Source organism: Kocuria coralli, assembly GCF_008831305.1.
Taxonomy (GTDB): domain Bacteria; phylum Actinomycetota; class Actinomycetes; order Actinomycetales; family Micrococcaceae; genus Kocuria; species Kocuria coralli.
Map to the genome: position 1 here is coordinate 21,240 of NZ_ML708620.1, position 16,751 is coordinate 37,990.

10 protein-coding genes are annotated in these 16,751 nt (G+C 69.5%); 2 read left to right on the plus strand and 8 right to left on the minus strand.

All coding sequences use genetic code 11. The features are described 5' to 3' along the window. Positions 1-2,598, minus strand: coding sequence for a nitrite reductase large subunit NirB (nirB, locus tag FCK90_RS10060; protein WP_158034180.1), 2,598 nt, complete (start codon positions 2,596-2,598; stop codon positions 1-3). Between the two features lie 230 nt (positions 2,599-2,828). Between nirB and nirD the strand changes: the two genes are divergently transcribed. After that, the gene (gene nirD, locus FCK90_RS10065; protein WP_158034181.1) at positions 2,829-3,311 is read left to right on the plus strand and encodes a nitrite reductase small subunit NirD; all 483 of its coding nucleotides are present in this window, start codon (positions 2,829-2,831) and stop codon (positions 3,309-3,311) included. 12 nt (positions 3,312-3,323) lie between these two features. On the opposite strand, the gene FCK90_RS10070 is transcribed toward nirD, so the two are convergent. From FCK90_RS10070 to FCK90_RS10080, 3 genes are all read right to left on the minus strand, one after another. Then, complete coding sequence (locus FCK90_RS10070; protein WP_158034262.1) at positions 3,324-4,157, minus strand: purine-nucleoside phosphorylase; 834 nt, start codon at positions 4,155-4,157, stop codon at positions 3,324-3,326. Positions 4,158-4,332: 175 nt separating this feature from the next. Further along, on the minus strand, positions 4,333-7,131 hold the full coding sequence (locus tag FCK90_RS10075; protein ID WP_158034182.1) for an ATP-binding cassette domain-containing protein: 2,799 nt from the start codon (positions 7,129-7,131) through the stop codon (positions 4,333-4,335). 287 nt (positions 7,132-7,418) lie between these two features. Next, positions 7,419-9,344, minus strand: coding sequence for a BCCT family transporter (locus FCK90_RS10080; RefSeq protein WP_158034183.1), 1,926 nt, complete (start codon positions 9,342-9,344; stop codon positions 7,419-7,421). Positions 9,345-9,520: 176 nt separating this feature from the next. On the opposite strand from FCK90_RS10080, the gene FCK90_RS10085 reads away from it, so the two are divergent. Further along, complete coding sequence (locus FCK90_RS10085; protein WP_158034184.1) at positions 9,521-10,948, plus strand: NAD(P)H-quinone dehydrogenase; 1,428 nt, start codon at positions 9,521-9,523, stop codon at positions 10,946-10,948. Positions 10,949-11,052: 104 nt separating this feature from the next. On the opposite strand, the gene FCK90_RS10090 is transcribed toward FCK90_RS10085, so the two are convergent. The 4 genes from FCK90_RS10090 to FCK90_RS15880 all read right to left on the minus strand — a co-directional run bounded on the left by FCK90_RS10090 (position 11,053) and on the right by FCK90_RS15880 (position 16,689). Further along, positions 11,053-12,462, minus strand: coding sequence for an MFS transporter (locus FCK90_RS10090; RefSeq protein WP_158034185.1), 1,410 nt, complete (start codon positions 12,460-12,462; stop codon positions 11,053-11,055). A 252-nt stretch (positions 12,463-12,714) separates the two neighbouring features. After that, positions 12,715-14,535: an acetyl/propionyl/methylcrotonyl-CoA carboxylase subunit alpha gene (locus FCK90_RS10095; protein ID WP_158034186.1), complete on the minus strand. Its 1,821-nt coding sequence runs from the start codon at positions 14,533-14,535 to the stop codon at positions 12,715-12,717. 136 nt (positions 14,536-14,671) lie between these two features. Then, positions 14,672-15,379 carry a response regulator gene (locus FCK90_RS10100; protein WP_158034187.1) on the minus strand — a complete coding sequence of 236 codons (708 nt, stop codon included), beginning with the start codon at positions 15,377-15,379 and terminating at the stop codon, positions 14,672-14,674. Further along, a complete protein-coding gene (locus FCK90_RS15880) occupies positions 15,376-16,689 on the minus strand; it encodes a sensor histidine kinase (RefSeq protein ID WP_158034188.1) in 1,314 nt (437 codons plus the stop codon). The genes FCK90_RS10100 and FCK90_RS15880 overlap by 4 nt, the downstream gene beginning before the upstream one ends. Positions 16,690-16,751 lie beyond the last annotated feature (62 nt).

Below are 16,751 nucleotides of genomic sequence, written 5' to 3' on the forward strand. Positions count from 1 at the left end.
TCAGACCTTCGCTGGAGGCCCGACCGGAAGCGATGTGCCGGCCACCATGACCGGATCCGGGACGCCGAGCCCCGCCTCGATCTCCTCGGGGGTGGCGGGGCGGTGCTGGTCGCGTTCGGCCACCCACCGGATGGAGTCGTCGGTCTCGACGTCGTTGACGAAGGTCCGGAACCGGGCCAGGCGCTCGGGGTCCTTGAGGGTCGCGGCCCATTCGTCCTCGTAGCTGCCGATGTGCCGGGCCATGGCCTCCTCGAGGTCGGCCGCGATGCCCAGGGAGTCCTTCACGACGACGTTCTTGACATGCTCGATCTTCCCGTCCAGCTCCTCCTGCCAGCGCGCGGTGCGCTGGAGCCGGTCGGCCGTGCGGATGTAGTACATGAGGTAGCGGTCGATGTAGGAGATCAGCGTCTCGTCGTCGAGGCCCTGGGCCAGCAGCTCGCCGTGCGCCGGCGTGGCTCCGCCGTTGCCTCCGACGTACAGGTTCCAGCCGTCGGAGGTGGCGATCACGCCGACGTCTTTGGCGCGGGCCTCAGCGCACTCGCGGGCGCACCCCGAGACGCCCATCTTGAACTTGTGCGGGGAACGCAGGCCGCGGTAGCGCAGTTCCAGCTGGATGCCCATGCCCACCGAGTCCAGCACGCCGTACCGGCACCATGTCGAGCCCAGGCAGGACTTCACGTTGCGCAGCGCCTTGCCGTAGGCCTGGCCGGACTCGAATCCGGCCTCGACCAGCTCCTTCCAGATCTCCGGCAGCTGCTCCAGGCGGGCGCCGAGCATCGTGATGCGCAGCGCCCCCGTGAGCTTGGTGTAGAGCCCGTGCTTCTTGGCCACCTCACCGATCACGATCAGCTTCTCCGGGGTGATCTCACCACCCGGCATGCGAGGGACCACCGAATAGGTGCCGTTGCGCTGCATGTTCGCCAGGGCACGATCGTTGGTGTCCTGGAGGCCGCCGCGGCCGGGGTCCAGGACGTATTCGTCGCGCTGGGAGGCCAGGATGGAGGCGACGGCTGGTTTGCAGATGTCGCAGCCCAGCCCCGTGCCGAAACGTTCCAGGATCGTGTCCCAGGAGGTGAGCTCCAGTGCCCGGACGGCTTCGAAGAGCTCCGCGCGCGATAGCTCGAAGTGCTCGCACAGTGCGTTCGAGACCTCGACGCCGGCTTTGGCCAGTTCCCGGTCCAGGGTCTTCTTGAGCATCGGGATGCAGGATCCGCACTGGGTCCCCGCACGGGTGCAGGTCTTGAGCTCGGAGATCTCATGCACGTTGCACGAGACGGCCTCCCTGACGTCCCCGAAGCTGACGCCGTTGCAAGAGCACAGTTCGGCGTCGTCGGGGAGCTCGGAGTCCGGAGCCTCCCCGCCGGCTGCGGAGAGGTAGAGGCCGGGTTCCCCCGGGAGCTCGCGGTCCAGCAGCGGCCGCAAGGACTGATAGGGGGTGGCGTCTCCCACGAAGACACCACCGAGCAGGGTCTTGGCGTCCGCGGTGGTCACGATCTTCTGGTACAGGCCGCGGGCGGGATCGGCGTAGACGATCTCCAGGCAGCCCTCGGCCTCACCGTACGCGTCCCCGAACGAAGCCACGTCCACCCCGGAGAGCTTGAGCTTGGTGGCGGTGTCGAATCCGTCGAAGCTCGATGCTCCGCCCGCCAGGCGGTCCGCCACGATCTCCGCCATCGCATTGGCCGGGGCGACCAGGCCGACGCACTGGCTGTCGAAGTTGGCGACCTCGCCGATGGCCCAGACGTGCTCGGCGGAGGTGCGGCAGGCGTCGTCGATGACGATGCCTCCGCGGGCAGCGGTGGTGATCCCGCAGTTGAAGGCCAGCCGGTCCCGTGCGCGGATGCCGGTGGACACCACCACCATGTCGGCGGCGAGATCCGGGGAGTCGCCGAATTCGACGGCGCAGACCTCGTTGCTTTTCTTGTCCAGCTTGATCCCGGAAGGACGCTGCCCCATGTGCAGGCGGATACCGCGTTGCGAGATCAAGGCGTTCAGGGCGCGCCCGGCACCCTGATCGAGCTGGGCGTTCATGAGCCACTGGCGCGAGTGCACCACCGCGGACTCCGCACCCAGCTCTTGCAGTCCTCCAGCGGCTTCCAGGCCCAGCAGGCCGCCGCCGACCACCGCCGCCAGGGGAGTGCGGCCCAGTTTCTCGCGCAGACGGGTGACCTCGGCACGGATCGCGGCGACGTCCTCCAGCGTCCTGTAGACGAAGGCCCGCTGCGCCCCGGGGATGCTCAGCCGGGCGGCATCCGACCCGGTGGCCAGGACGAGCTCGTCCCATGAGAACGTCTCCCCGGCCTCCGTGAGCAGCGTCCGCCCGTCCGGGTCGATCTCACGCACCTTGCACCCGGTGCGCAGCGTGACGCGCGGATCGTCCCAGACCGATGCGCCCAGGGTCAGGTCCACCTCCGCGGAGAGGGCCTTGGACAGCTGCACCCTGTCGTAGGGGACATGGGGCTCGTCGGCGAAGACCTCGACCACCGCATGGTGGTCGTCGCCGGAGAGGACGGCCTCGGCGAAACGATGGGCCGCCGGACCACCGCCGACGACGGCTATGCGCTGGGGATGGCTGGGCGAAAAAGGCGAACGGGACACGGGAACTACCTCCTGGCACCACGGGGTCGACCGGGCGTTCCCAGACTAGGAATCAGCGATTGCTCGAGGCTTTCCCCTCTGTTGCGTATCTGTTGCAAGGTGCTACCCGGTGCGCCGGCCGATGTGAGGTGATCGTCCCCGTCCCGAAATCCGGGAGTCGAGCATCGGCAATACGCAGCGCCCACAGTGTTGCGAGCAGTGACCACGCAGACTGATCCCGGGAGGATGCCATGACCGCAGCCGAGGCGGAGCTCGATTCAGGCGCCGGCGTCGGGGAGGAACGGGACGGGAGCCTTGAACCGTCCTCCGGCCGGACGGGTGACCTGCCGGTGACCGGCCGCTCCGTGGAGGTGTGCTCCCTCGAGGACCTGGAACCCGTGACGGCGGCGGCCGCGCGGGTGGACGGCGTCCAGATCGCACTGGTCCGGCTCCCCGGCGACGTCGTCTACGCCGTCGACCACCGGGATCCGCGGACCGGGTCGTGCACCATCGCCCGAGGGATCGTGGGCTCCAAGGGCGGGGAGCCCACGATCGCCGCGCCCTTGTACAAAGAGGTCTACTCCCTGGTGACCGGCCGCTGTCTGTCCAGCCCGCAGTACCGCCTGGTCACCCACGTCGTCGATGTCCGTGACGGGCGGGTGTTCGTCATGGTGCGGCAGCCGGCGCCTTCCGGGGAACCCGACCCCGGCCCGGCGGCCGGCTCCGGCATCTAGATCCTGCGGTCCTTACCGCATCCTCCGGATGATCTCCGCGAGGAGTCTGGCGATGCGCGGGCCGGCGGCCTGGCCGGCCTCCAGCACCTCCTCGTGCGAGAGCGGGGTCTCCTGGATGCCCGCGGCGAGATTGGTCACCAGGGAGATGCCGAGGACCTCCATGCCGGCCTGACGGGCCGCGATGGCCTCCAGCGCGGTGGACATGCCGACCAGGTCGGCGCCGAGCACACCCGCCATACGGACCTCCGCGGGCGTCTCGTAGTGAGGGCCCGTGAACTGCGCGTAGACGCCTTCGTCCAGGGACGGGTCGACGGAGCGGGCCAGCTCCCGCAGCCGGTGGGAGTACAGGTCGGTCAGGTCCACGAACGTGGCGCCCTCAAGGGGCGAGGTGGCCGTGAGGTTGATGTGGTCGGAGATCAGCACCGGGGTGCCCGCCGCCCAGCCGGGGTTCAGCCCGCCGCACCCGTTGGTCAGCACCATGGTCCTGGCGCCCGCGGCGGCAGCCGTGCGGACGCCGTGGACCACCGCGCGGACTCCGCGGCCCTCGTAGAAGTGCGTCCTGGCGCCGATGACCAGAGCATGGCGAGGGGCGCCGTCCTCGTCGGAGGCGGCCAGCCTGATCGAGCGCAGGGTCCCCACGTGCCCCTCGAGCGCCGGCTTGGAGAAGCCGGGGATCTCGCTGGCCGGGATCTCGGCCACCGTCTCGCCCAGGAGGTCGGCGGCACCGCCCCATCCGGAGCCGAGCGTCAGGGCGATGTCGTGGACCTGTAGCCCCGTCCGCTCTCGCAGCGCCTGCGCGGCCTCCTGCGCCACGACGAAGGGATCTGCGGAATCGATAGCTGCCACCACGGCTGAGGCCTCCTGGTTCGGACCACGCCGGCACGGGATCTGCGCGGCGGGGGAGTACACGGATCGTCGCCGGTCGCGGAAGGACCGGCGACGACGACGGCAGGTCACCGCCGTCGTCGTCCATCCTGCCACCTCGCCCAGGCTCCGCCTAAGGCGGCGGGCGGTCCTGCGGCTAGCGCTTGCGCTTCTTGACCCGCCGGATCGAGAACACCGAGAGCAGCAGGAACACCACGCCGAAGCCCATGGTGATGCCGGTCGAACCCCACCAGTTGAGCGTGCCCTGCTTCCACATGGAGTCCAGGACGGCGCCGGAGGTGTCGATCTCCGGGAGCTCGAGGGGTGCTGGCGCGGGGGCACCGGCCTCCTCGGCCGAGGCCACCGCCTCGTCGTGGCTCTCCTGGGCTGCTTCGTTGGACTCCTCCTGGGGCAGCGTCACCGCGGCGGTGCGCACGATCTCGTTCAGGTCGGCGGACTGGGCCATGGCGGCGTAGGCCCAGCGGGTGGGCACCGCCTTGGAGACGCCGTCGGGGGCGCCCTCCATGGCGAACAGCCCCCCGCAGAAGATCAGCTGCACCACGACCAGCAGCGAGGCGGTGTTCATGGCGACGTCCGAGCGGCCGACCAGGGCCGAGACCAGGAACCCCAGGAGCCAGGAGGTCATGATCAGCAGGAAGGTCACGATCCACAGCTCCAGCCACATGGGCCCCCAGGAGGCGAACTGGTCGTGGGGGACCAGGAACAGGACCATGAACACCAGGATGGCCGACTGGATCAGCGAGGTCACGATGGTCACCAGGGTCTTGGCCCCGACGTACGGCCAGACGCCGAGCCCCGTCCTGGTCTCGCGCAGGAAGATGCGTTTCTCGTCCAGGAACGTCCGGCAGGCGGGGAAGAGCCCGATCGCCACGGCGGCCAGCAGGATCACGATGAGCACGATCTGCGGCTGGTTGATCTCCGAGTCGGTGGACTCCGGGTAGGTCAGGCCGTGCTCGCCCGGTACGACCAGCACCAGCAGGGACAGCAGGGCCGGGGCGATGAACGTGGTCACGAGAGCGGAGGTCAGGTCCGTGCGCATGAGCTGCAGCTGCCGGCGCAGCAGCACCCCCAGCTGGAAGATGCCGCGGCGCGCCCCCTGATGGGGTGCCGACGACGGCGTATGCGCCGTGACCTGATCGTGGGCCTCCTGGGAGGTCTCGGCGCGGAAGGCCGCGGCGGCGGCGTCGGGGTCCTCCTTGAGCCCTTTGTAGACCTCCCGGACCTGCGGCCCCAGGTCCTGCGACCGGTCGAAGTACGGCATCATCCCGTCGGGATCGCCGAAGTAGGCCACCGAACCGCCGGGGGCCAGGACCAGGACCTTGTCGGCCAGGTCCAGGTTGGCGGTGGAGTGGGTGATCACGACGACGGTGGAGCCCTCGCGTCCGCCGACCTCGCCGTGGGCCATCCGGCGCAGCAGGTCCATGACCTCGTAGTCCATGTCCGGGTCCAGCCCGGAGGTGGGCTCGTCCAGGAACAGGTAGCGCGGGCCCGTGAGCAGCTCCATGGCCGTGGAGACGCGCTTGCGCTGGCCGCCCGAGAGCTGCTTGACGGGAGTGCGGGCGTGCTCGGTGAGCCCCAGGGACTCGATGACGGCGCTGACCCGGGTCCTGCGCCCCTTCTTGTCCACGTCCTCCGGGAGCCGGAGGGCCGCGGTGGCCTCCAGGACCTGCTCGGCGGTGAGATCCCGGTGCAGGACGTCCTCCTGGGGGACCATGCCGATCTGGGAGGACAGCGCGGGACCGAACTGGGCCATGTCCAGGCCGTGGTACTCGATGCGTCCGCGGTCGGGGTTGATGTCGCCCAGGAGGCAGTTCAGGAACGTGGACTTCCCCGCACCGGAGGGGCCGATCACGGCGATGAGCGCACGGTCCGGGATCTGCAGCGAGACGTCGTCGACCAGGGTGCGCTTCATCTTGGGGTTGATGCGGTCGGGGACGGAGAAGGTCAGGTCCCGCACCACGATGGACATGTTGCCCTCGGCGCGGATCAGCTCGGAGAGGCCGTTGGCGGTCTGGCGGAACGGCACGCCGCCGATCACCACCTGGGCCCCCGGCTTCAAGGCGACCGTGCCGGAGATCCGCCGGCCGTCCACCCAGGTGCCGTTGGTCGAGCCGAGGTCGGTGATGGTCGCGCCCTCGGGTGTCCGGGTGATCCGGGCGTGCTTGCGCGAGACCAGGAGGCCGTCGATCAGGACGTCCGAGGAGGCGTCGCGGCCCACCACGATCGAACCGCCGGCATTCGCGGCGCGGAAGGCGGGGGACAGCCGCATCCCGGATCGCTCGTCCTCCGGGCTGGGCAGGGCGGGCAGGACCTCGGCGTGGTCCGGGCGGTTGACCCAGCAGCGCTGCTGGTCCTCGACCACCGGGGCGGACAGGTCCACCGGCTTGCCGGATGAGTCCTGGGAGGTGGGCGGGCCGTCGTCGTCCCGGGTGCCCTCGCCCTGCTGGTCGTCCTCCTGCGACCAGCCGCGCATGGGCACCGCTGCGACGGTGGGTTCCGCGCTGGAGGGGAGGGCCTCTCCCGGAACGTGACCGTAGTCGGCGGCAGCTTCCGTCTCGTGTCCGGCGGGCGCGGGCGGTTGTTGTGCTTCCGGCTCCACCGGTTCCGGCAGCGACGGGGCGGCCGCGGCAGGTGCCTCCGTGAGGATCATCTCGGCCGGGGCGCCCGTGTGCGGAGCCAGGGTCAGCACGGTGCGGCCGTCGACGATCGCGGCCATGTGGGCCATCAGCAGGTAACCGTTCATCGCGGTGCCCGTTGGCGTTCCGCGGTCCTCGGCCGTCCAGCAGCCGCCGCTCCAGCGCAGGATCAGGTGGATCTCCTGGACCGCGGCCGAGCTCACGCGGATATCGGCGTACGGAGAGGAGCCGACCGTCCACGGCCGTCCGGGATCGAGCTGACGGGTAGTGCCCTCGGCTTGGACGGACAGGGGGTGCATTCGACTCCTAGGGGAGGTTCATCGGCTGGTTCCGGCTGGTTCCGGCCGGTTCGCGGGGGACCGGGTTCGATCCTGCCCCACGATATTTGCGTTCGTATGGTCGTGACGTTGCATTGCGGGCACCGCGCCGGAGTCCGGGAAGAGGGTGCGGACGACGCCGGGCCCGTTGATGGTCATCTTCCCTCAGAAGACGGCCACCAGGCGGGCCCGGCGTCGTGGGGTGCAGGCCCCCGCTGCTGCGGCGCACTGTCCGCGGTGTGAACGCGAGAGCCGGCCAGGGGCACTGGCTACTCGGCGTGCTTGCCTTGCCCTCGTGCGGCGGTCGAGCGGGCGAAGCCGCTGCGGGTCCGTTCGATGCGGTAGTCGATGCGGCGGTCCACGTAGGACTCCAGTTCCTGGAACTCGTCGAGGTTCTCCGCGATGTCCCCGGTCACGTAGTCACGCAGCCGGTTCATCTCCGCGGCCCGCAGCGCGCGATCACGGGCTATGGTCTCGGCCGCGAGGGCTCGGACGGTCGAGACGCACATGAGCAGCAGGATCACGCTGAACGGCAGCGCCGTGATCAGCGAGCCGGCCTGAAGCGCCTCCAGGCCACCTGCCAGCAGCAGGCCGACGGCCAGGAAACCCTCCAGCAGCGCCCACAGGACACGCGACCAGGTCGGCGGGTTCGGGTGACCGCCGGAGGCCAGCATGTCCACCACGAGCGAGCCCGAGTCGGACGAGGTGATGAAGAAGATCGCCACCAGGATGATCGCGACCACCGAGAGGATCGTTCCGAGGGGCAGCCCCTCCAGAACCTGGAACAGAGCGGCCTCGACCGACAGCTCGCCGTCGACCACCAGGTCGCCCTGTCCGGCGAACTGACGGAACAGCCCGGAGCCGCCCATGATCGAGAACCAGAGGAAGCCCACGATCGTGGGCACCAGCAGAACGCCCGCGATGAACTGGCGGATGGTGCGGCCCTTGGAGATGCGGGCGATGAACACGCCCACGAAGGGGGACCAGGCGATCCACCAGCCCCAGTAGAAGATCGTCCAGCTGGTGAACCAGCTGGATGCCCCTTCACCGCGCTGGTAGGCGCCGACGTCGAAGGTCATCTGCATCAGGTTCGCCAGGTAGACGCCGATCGACTCGACGAAGTTCTGCAGCAGGAAGACCGTGGGGCCCAGGAGCAGGACGGCGATCAGCAGCAGTCCCGCCATGGACAGGTTGATGTTCGACAGCCATTTGATGCCCGCGCCGAGGCCGCTGACCACGGACAGGGTGGCCAGGAAGGTGATCACGACGATCAGGATCACCAGCAGCATGTTGTCCACGCTGTCCACGATGCCCATGGCGGCCATGCCGGCGGAGATCTGCTGAACGCCCAGGCCCAGGGAGGTCGCGACGCCGAAGACGGTGCCGAAGATGGCCAGGACGTCGATGACGTCGCCGATCCATCCCTTGACCCGGTCGCCGAACAGCGGCTCGAGCGCCCAGCGGATCGAGACCGGACGGCCACGCCGGTGGATGGCGTAAGCCAGGGCCAGACCGATGACGGCGTAGATGGCCCACGGGTGCAGGCCCCAGTGAATGAAGGTCTGCGCCATGGCGAGGCCCTGGATCTCGGCCTCGCTGCCTTCCCATCCGGGCTTGGGGCCCACGGTCGCGTAGGTGAGCGGCTCGCCCACGCCGTAGAAGACCAGGCCGATGCCCATGCCGGCGGCGAAGAGCATCGCGAACCAGGAGAGAACACCGAATTCGGGTTTCTCGTCGTCGCGCCCCAGGCGGATCTTGCCCATGCGGGAGAACCCGAGCACGATCGCGAAGGCCACGAAGCCTCCGATGATCAGCATGTAGTACCAGCCCAGGTTGGACACGATCCAGTTCTGGGTGGTCTGGAAGACCTGCCCGGTGAAGTCGGGAGCGGCGACGCCGATGATGCCGACCGCGAGAATCACGATCAGGGCGGGCCAGAAGACCCGCGGGGCGATGCCGAACTTGCCGATGCGCACACCCTGTTCGCGCAGCTTGGCAGTGATCTGCTCATCCGTGTCATCGGCCTTGATCTGGGCCGACTGCGGTACCGCGAGATCATCCTGGGACAGCGTGGTGCTTCCGCTGTCTTCGGTCGTGGTGTTTTCCAGATTGTCGTCACGAGAGTCCGTGAGAGTCTCGGTGGAGCTTGTCGCCGAGTTCTCCGCGGGGGACGGCGGTCTTTCGGAGGAAGCCATGAATTTCCCATCTGTTTGCGATTGGACCTCTCAACCTTGGCGAGACGAACGTAAAGTTTCAAGTTTTCTTCGGTACGATCCCGGTTCGCGCCCCGGTTCCGGTGCGGTTCGTCACGCTTTCGGCGCCCATGGGAGGGGCAGGGCCGGCCTCCTCGTTTTTTTGACACAATGTCTGAGTGAGTTCAATCACCGATTCCCAGCACAAGAAGATCGTCATCGTCGGGGGCGGCCCCGGCGGGTACGAGGCAGCCCTCCATGCCCGCGGCCTCGGTGCCGACGTCACCCTGATCGAACGCCAGGGCGTCGGTGGTGCCGCCGTGCTGACCGACGTGGTCCCCTCCAAGACCCTGATCGCCTCGGCGGACACCATTCACCGGTTCCGTGAGGTCCACGACCTCGGGGTGCATCTGGTCGGCGGCCCGCACGACGGCGCGGAGGTCGAGGGCCTGGCCGCCGATCTGCAGACCATCAACACCCGTCTGCTGCGTCTTGCCGCCACCCAGTCCCGTGACATCCGGCGCGGCCTGGAGAAGGAGGGCGTGCAGGTGGTGGACGGCACCGGCAGCATCGCCGGCCCTAACACGGTGCACGTCGAGGCCGAGGACGGCATGGAGTACGACCTCGCCGCGGACGCCATCCTGGTCTCCGTGGGCGCGCACCCCCGCACGCTGCCCGACGCCCAGCCCGACGGCGAGCGCATCCTGACCTGGACGCAGGTCTACAACATCGAGGAGATCCCCGACCACCTGGTGGTCGTGGGCTCGGGCGTCACCGGCGCCGAGTTCGCCTCGGCCTACAACGGCCTGGGGGCCAAGGTCACGCTGGTCTCCTCGCGGGACCAGGTCCTGCCGGGGGAGGACGCGGATGCCGCGGACGTGCTGGAGAACGTCTTCGAGCGCCGGGGCCTGTCCGTGGTCTCGCGCTCGCGTGCCGGCTCGGTCGAGCGTACGGAAGACGGCGTCGTGGTCACGCTGACCGACGGGCGCAAGATCGCCGCCTCGCACTGCCTGCTGGCGGTGGGATCCATCCCGAACTCGAAGGCCATCGGCCTGGAAGAGGTCGGGGTCCAGCTCGAGAACTCCGGGCACATCGCCGTCGACCGCGTCTCGCGCACCACGGTGCCCAGCATCTATGCCGCCGGCGACTGCACGGGCGTGCTGCCGCTGGCCTCCGTCGCGGCCATGCAGGGGCGCATCGCCATGGCGCACGCGCTGGGCGACGCGGTCCAGCCCCTGCGGACCTCCGTGGTGGCCTCCAATATCTTCACCTCCCCCGAGATCGCCACCGTGGGCATCTCGGAGCGGGCGATCGCCGACGGCACCTATTCCGCCGACATCGTCAAGCTGGACCTGTCCACCAACGCGCGCGCCAAGATGATGGCGGTCGAGGACGGCTTCGTGAAGCTGTTCGCCCGCAAGGGCCCCGGCACGATCCTGGGCGGCGTGGTGGTCGGGCCCCGGGCCTCCGAGCTCATCTTCGCGATCTCCGTGGCCGTTTCGAAGGGACTGACCGTGGACGACTTCTCGGACACGTTCACGGTCTACCCGTCCCTGTCGGGTTCGATCTCCGAGGCGGCGCGCCGGCTGCACCATCTCCAGAACTGACCCGTGCGCTGAGAAAATCTCGCCGAGTAGTGAGTTGAGCCGCCCATCAGTACTGATGGGCGGCTCAACTCACTACTCGGCAGAGAAGGAAGAGAAGGAGAGGGTCAGTTCCTGCCGACCTCGACCATGTTGACGTGGCGGGTCTCCGGGGAGAGCCACAGTGCCGCGAAGGTGATCACGGCGGCGATCGAGAGGTACACGCCCACCGCGCCGACGCCGAAGGAGGCGTTGAGCCATACCGCGACGTAGGGAGTCAGCGCGGCCCCGAGGATCGAGGCCATGTTGTAGGCGATGCCCGAGCCCGTGTAGCGGACGTTGGTGGGGAACAACTCGGGCAGCACGGCGGACATGGAGCCGAAGGTCAGGCCCATGAGCGCCATGCCGATGGCCAGGAAGAACACCAGGCGGACCAGGTTGAGGTCCGCACCGGTCCCCAGGTTCTCGGGGGCGATGAACCAGCCGAAGAGCAGGCCGAAGACCGCGATCAGGGCGGTGACCACGAGCAGGGAGGACCGGCGGCCGTACTTGTCGGCCAGCCAGCCGGAGACCGGGACGGTGCCGGCGAACAGGAGCACGGCGATGAGCTGGATGACCAGGAAGTCGCGGTAGGGGATGCCCAGGCCGCCCACGCTGGCCGAGCCGATCCCGTAGGACAGGATCCACGCGGTCATCAGGTAGAAGAGCACGTAGGTGGCCAGCATGATGAAGGTGCCCTGGATGATCTGCAGCCACGAGGTCTTGAACACCTCGGTCACCGGGGACTTCACGGGCTCACTGCGCTCGACGGCCTTCTTGAAGACCGGGGTCTCCTCGAGGGAGAACCGGACGTAGAGGCCGACGGCCACCATGATGGCCGAGGCCAGGAACGGGATGCGCCAGCCCCAGACCAGGAACGAGTGGCTGGCCCCGCTGTCGTCCAGGGCGGTGAAGCCCATGATCACGGTCAGCAGCAGGAAGAAGCCGTTGGCCAGGATGAAGCCGAACGGTGCACCCAGCTGAGGCCACATCGCGGCCCGGGCGCGCTTGCCCTCCTCGGCGTACTCGGTGGCCAGCAGGGAGGCGCCGGACCACTCGCCGCCGAGGCCGAGGCCCTGGCAGAACCGCAGGATGGTCAGGATCAGGGGTGCCCAGATGCCGATCGCGTAGTAGGTGGGCAGCAGGCCGATCAGGAAGGTGGCGATGCCCATCGTGAGCAGGGCGCCGATCAGGGTGGCCTTGCGGCCCACCCGGTCGCCGAAGTGGCCGAAGAGCACGGAGCCGATCGGCCGGGCGACGAAGGCCGCGCCGAAGGTGGCCATGGAGGCCAGCAGCTTGGCGGTCTCGTTCTCACCGGTGAAGAACAGGGCGGGGAAGACGGCCACGGCTGCGGTGGCGTAGACGTAGAAGTCGTAGAACTCGATGGTGGTGCCCACCAAGGAGGCCGCTCGTACGCGGTTACGCAGGGACTTGGCGGTACCGATGGGATCGGTGATCACCGGATCCGGATCACCGGACCGATCGACGCTGGTGGACATGGGATTCCTTTGGGTGAAACGAGGGGGGCTGCGGGAGCTACGGGCTGGGAACAGCCCGGTTGCTCGCGCAAAACATCACCGGGAGGTTACACCCAGTTCCACATCCCGGGATACTCGTCTCATTATTCGGTCACTATGTGGACCGGGGCGCGGCGGGGACGACGACGGCGGGCGCAGCTCGTCGCAGCTGCGCCCGCCGTCGGGTGGGGCCGGATCCCGGGGCCCGTCCTGGCTCGGACGGCCCCGGGCGCCTCAGGAGATCGTGGCCAGGACCGCGCCGGCAGAGACGGTGTCGCCGGGGGCGAAGTCCAGGCCCGAGACCTTGCCGGCCTTGTGCGCCTTGAGGGGCTGTTCCATCTTCATGGCCTCGATGACCACGATGGTGTGCCCTTCCTCGACCGTGTCCCCGTTCTCGACCTCGAGCTTGACGATGGTGCCCTGCATGGGCGAGGTCAGGTCGTTGCCGGTCGGCTTGGTCGTCCCGCTGCGGCCGGAGCGCTCGCGGCGCGGCTTGCTGCCGTTGCCGGAGGACTTGGTGGAGCCCAGCACGGAGGCGGGCAGCACGACCTCCAGCCGCTTGCCGGAGACCTCCACGACGACGCTGCGCCGTTCCTCCGGCTCCCCGGAGGATTCCGGCGTTCCCGCGAACGGCGGGATCTGATTGTCGAACTCGGTCTCGATCCACCGGGTGTGCACGCGGAAGGGCTCGCCGTCCTCGGGTGCGAAGGCGGGGTCCGAGACCACCACGCGATCGAACGGGACCACGGTGGCCATCCCCTCGATCGTGAGCTCCTCGAGCGCGCGCCGGGAGCGCGCCAGCGCCTGCTCGCGGTCGCGGCCGGTGATGATGAGCTTGGCGACCATGGAGTCGAAGTTGCCGGAGACGGTCTCGCCCGCCTCCACGCCGGAGTCCACGCGGACGCCCGGGCCCGTGGGCAGGCGGAGAGCGGACAGGGTGCCCGGGGCCGGCATGAAGTTCCGGCCGGGATCCTCGCCGTTGATGCGGAACTCGATCGAGTGCCCGCGGACCTCGGGGTCCTCGTAACCGAGCTCCTCGCCGCGGGCCAGCCGGAACTGCTCGCGGACCAGGTCGAGGCCGGTGACCTCTTCGGAGACCGGGTGCTCGACCTGCAGGCGGGTGTTGACCTCCAGGAAGGAGATAGTCCCGTCGGTGCCCACCAGGAACTCGCACGTTCCCGCGCCCTGGTAACCGGCCTCCCGGAGGATCGCCTTGGAGGATTCGTACAGGCGCTCCGTCTGCTCGTCCGTCAGGAACGGAGCCGGAGCCTCCTCGACGAGCTTCTGGTTGCGCCGCTGCAGCGAGCAGTCGCGCGTGGAGATCACGGCCACGTTGCCGTAGGCGTCCGCGAGGCACTGGGTCTCCACGTGACGCGGTGAGTCCAGGAACCGTTCGACGAAGCACTCGCCCCGGCCGAAGGCCGCGATGGCCTCGCGCACCGCCGACTCGTAGAGCTCCGCGATGGTTTCGCGCTCGCGGACCACCTTGATGCCGCGGCCGCCGCCGCCGAAGGCGGCCTTGATGGCGATGGGAAGACCGTGCTCGTCGGCGAAGGCCAAGACTTCGTCGGCGGACTGCACGGGCTCGGAGGTCCCGGGCACCCGCGGGGCATCCACCTTCTCCGCGATCCGGCGGGCTGCGACCTTGTCTCCCAGGGAGGCGATGGCGTGCGGGGGAGGGCCGATCCAGGTGAGTCCGGCATTGATCACGGCGGCCGCGAAATCCGCGTTCTCGGACAGGAAGCCGTAGCCGGGATGGATGGCGTCGGCGCCGGAGCGGGCCGCGGCGTCCAGGATCTTGTCGATCATCAGGTACGAGTCGGCCGCCGTCGTGCCGCCCAAGCCGTAGGCCTCGTCCGCCATGCGGACGTGCAGGGCATCGCGGTCGGGATCGGCGTACACGGCGACCGAGGTGATGCCCTCGTCTCGGGCAGCACGAATGATCCGCACCGCGATCTCGCCGCGGTTGGCTACCAGTACCTTCGACAGGGGACGAACCGTTCGAGTCGAAGTGGGGTTAGAAGTGGCGTTGGGTGCCTCGGGGGCTCCGGTCACGTGATCGATCTCCTCATCCGCTTCGGATGTGCGCCAGGCTGAACCACAGCACTGTATTGCCTCGGGGCCCTCGGCGCACGTCACCGACCATTCGACCACACGGTCTTCCGTAATCTGCTGTAGGACTCCCACAAAGTCACGTGCCGCGGCCGTGGCGGCCCCACCACAGCGCGGCCTGAACCCGGGAGGCGACCCCGAGCTTGGTCAGCACATGGGAGACATGGGTCTTGACGGTGGACTCCGCCACCACCAGGCGATGGGCGATCTGCTGATTCGAGTGCCCCTCGGCCAGCAGGCGCAGCACGTCCTCCTCGCGGCGGGTCAGCGCCTCCGCGGGCAGCTCCGGAGGCTCTCCGGGCGCCGCTTCGGCCGCCGCCCGGGACCGCTCCGGCGGCGGGCCGTCCTCGAGAGCGGCGGGGGACGGTGGCCGTGCCACCGCACGGTCGATGACCGCGCGCAGGACCTCGGGGGACAGCACGGCATCTCCCGAGACGACGCGGTGCACGGCGTCGACGATCTCGTGGGGCGCCGCGGATTTGACCAGGAATCCGTCGGCCCCGGCCTCCAGGGCCGCCAGGACGTATTCGTCCCAGGCGAAGGAGGTCAGCATGATCACCGCCGCTCCGGTTCGCCGGAGGGCACCGATTACGCTGAGACCGCTGACCCCCGGCATCCGGATGTCCAGGAGGACGACGTCGGGATGCAGCCGCCGGGCCAGCTCCAGGGCCCGCTCGGCGGTGCCGGCCTCTTCGACCACTTCGACGGGACGGGGTGCGGTCTCCAGGATCATGCGCACCCCGGCGCGGATCGCGGCGTGGTCGTCGGCCAGCAGCACGGTGGTCATGGTGCGATGTCCTTTCCAGCGGAGGATGTCCCGGCCCGGTGAGCGCCGGCGCCGGCCCCGGCATCGTGCGAGCGGGGCTCGGGCCAGCTCGCCGTCACGACCCACCGGCTCCCGGTGTCGTCCGGGCCCGCGGCGAAACGGCCGCCGGCCTGCGCTGTGCGCAGCCGCATCGAGCGAAGCCCCAGCCCGGCATCGTGGAACCCGCCGCCTGCCTCCGCCCCGGCCGGTGCCATGGCGGAGGTGCACCGCAGCGTGAGCTCCTCGCCCGTGTCGCAGCCCGCGATGCCGAGTGCGAGCTCGACGGGGCCCTCGGCTGCATGTTTGAGCACGTTGGTCGTGGCCTCCTGGACGACCCGCAGGGCTGCCTGGGCGGACGGGGTCGAGGCGGCATCCAGCAGCTCCCGGGCCCCGGCGTCGATCCGGACGCGGGCCTGCGGGAAAGAGGCCCGCAGGCGCGCCTCAAGGCTGTCCACCCTGACCCCGGGGCCGGGATCCTGGGGGAAGTCCTGGCGCAGCACGTCGATGAGCGAGCGCATCTCCGCCAGGGCGGCCACAGAGGCCGTGCGGATGGAGTCGAGGACCCGCTCGCGGGTCTCCGGCGAGGCGTCGCGCATCCCGTCGGTCCGCAACGCGGCGGTCTGCAGGGCGACGGCGGAGAGGTGACCCGCCACGCCGTCGTGCAGGTCCTGGGCGATGCGGCGGCTGTGCTCCTGGACGCGCAACGCGGTACGCGCCTCGGCCAGCTCGTGCTCGCGGATCGCCAGCTGGTGCTGAGCCTCCGCCGCGATCTCCGCCTGGGTCCTGGCGTCCCGGTGATGGCGCACCTCCCACGCCCACAGCAAGGGGAGGAGCAGGACGACGGTGGCCTGCAGCAACGCCGCGAACCACAGCGGGGAGGCCTGGATCCGTATCAGGGCCGCCGCGCCCAGGGCTCCCGTGATCCCGAGGCAGACGAACGTCGTGCCGCGGGCCAGGCGGCGCGATCCGTACAGGACACCGGTGTAGACGGTCTCGAACTGCAGGAACACGGCACCGAACTCGCCCGTGAGCAGCATGGCCGCCGTCGAGCAAAGGCCGGTCACCACCAGGACCACGGCCGGACGGCGTTTCCGGTACACCGTCGCCGCGGAGGCCAGCATGAGCAGGACCAGGGACAGGGAACGGGGGTATTCGCCGGGAAGCTGCAGATCCTCGGCGATCGACCAGCCGGTCAGCCAGACCAGCACCATGCCCACGCAGTACAGGGCAGCAGAGCGGAAGTCCAGCGGGCGAAGGCTGGAGGCCGGCATGGACCGGGGAACCGTTCTCATGCCCCGAATCTAGCGGGGCCGGCCGGGGCGTGCGCGGTCCCGGAGCCGATATCCGTCGTCCC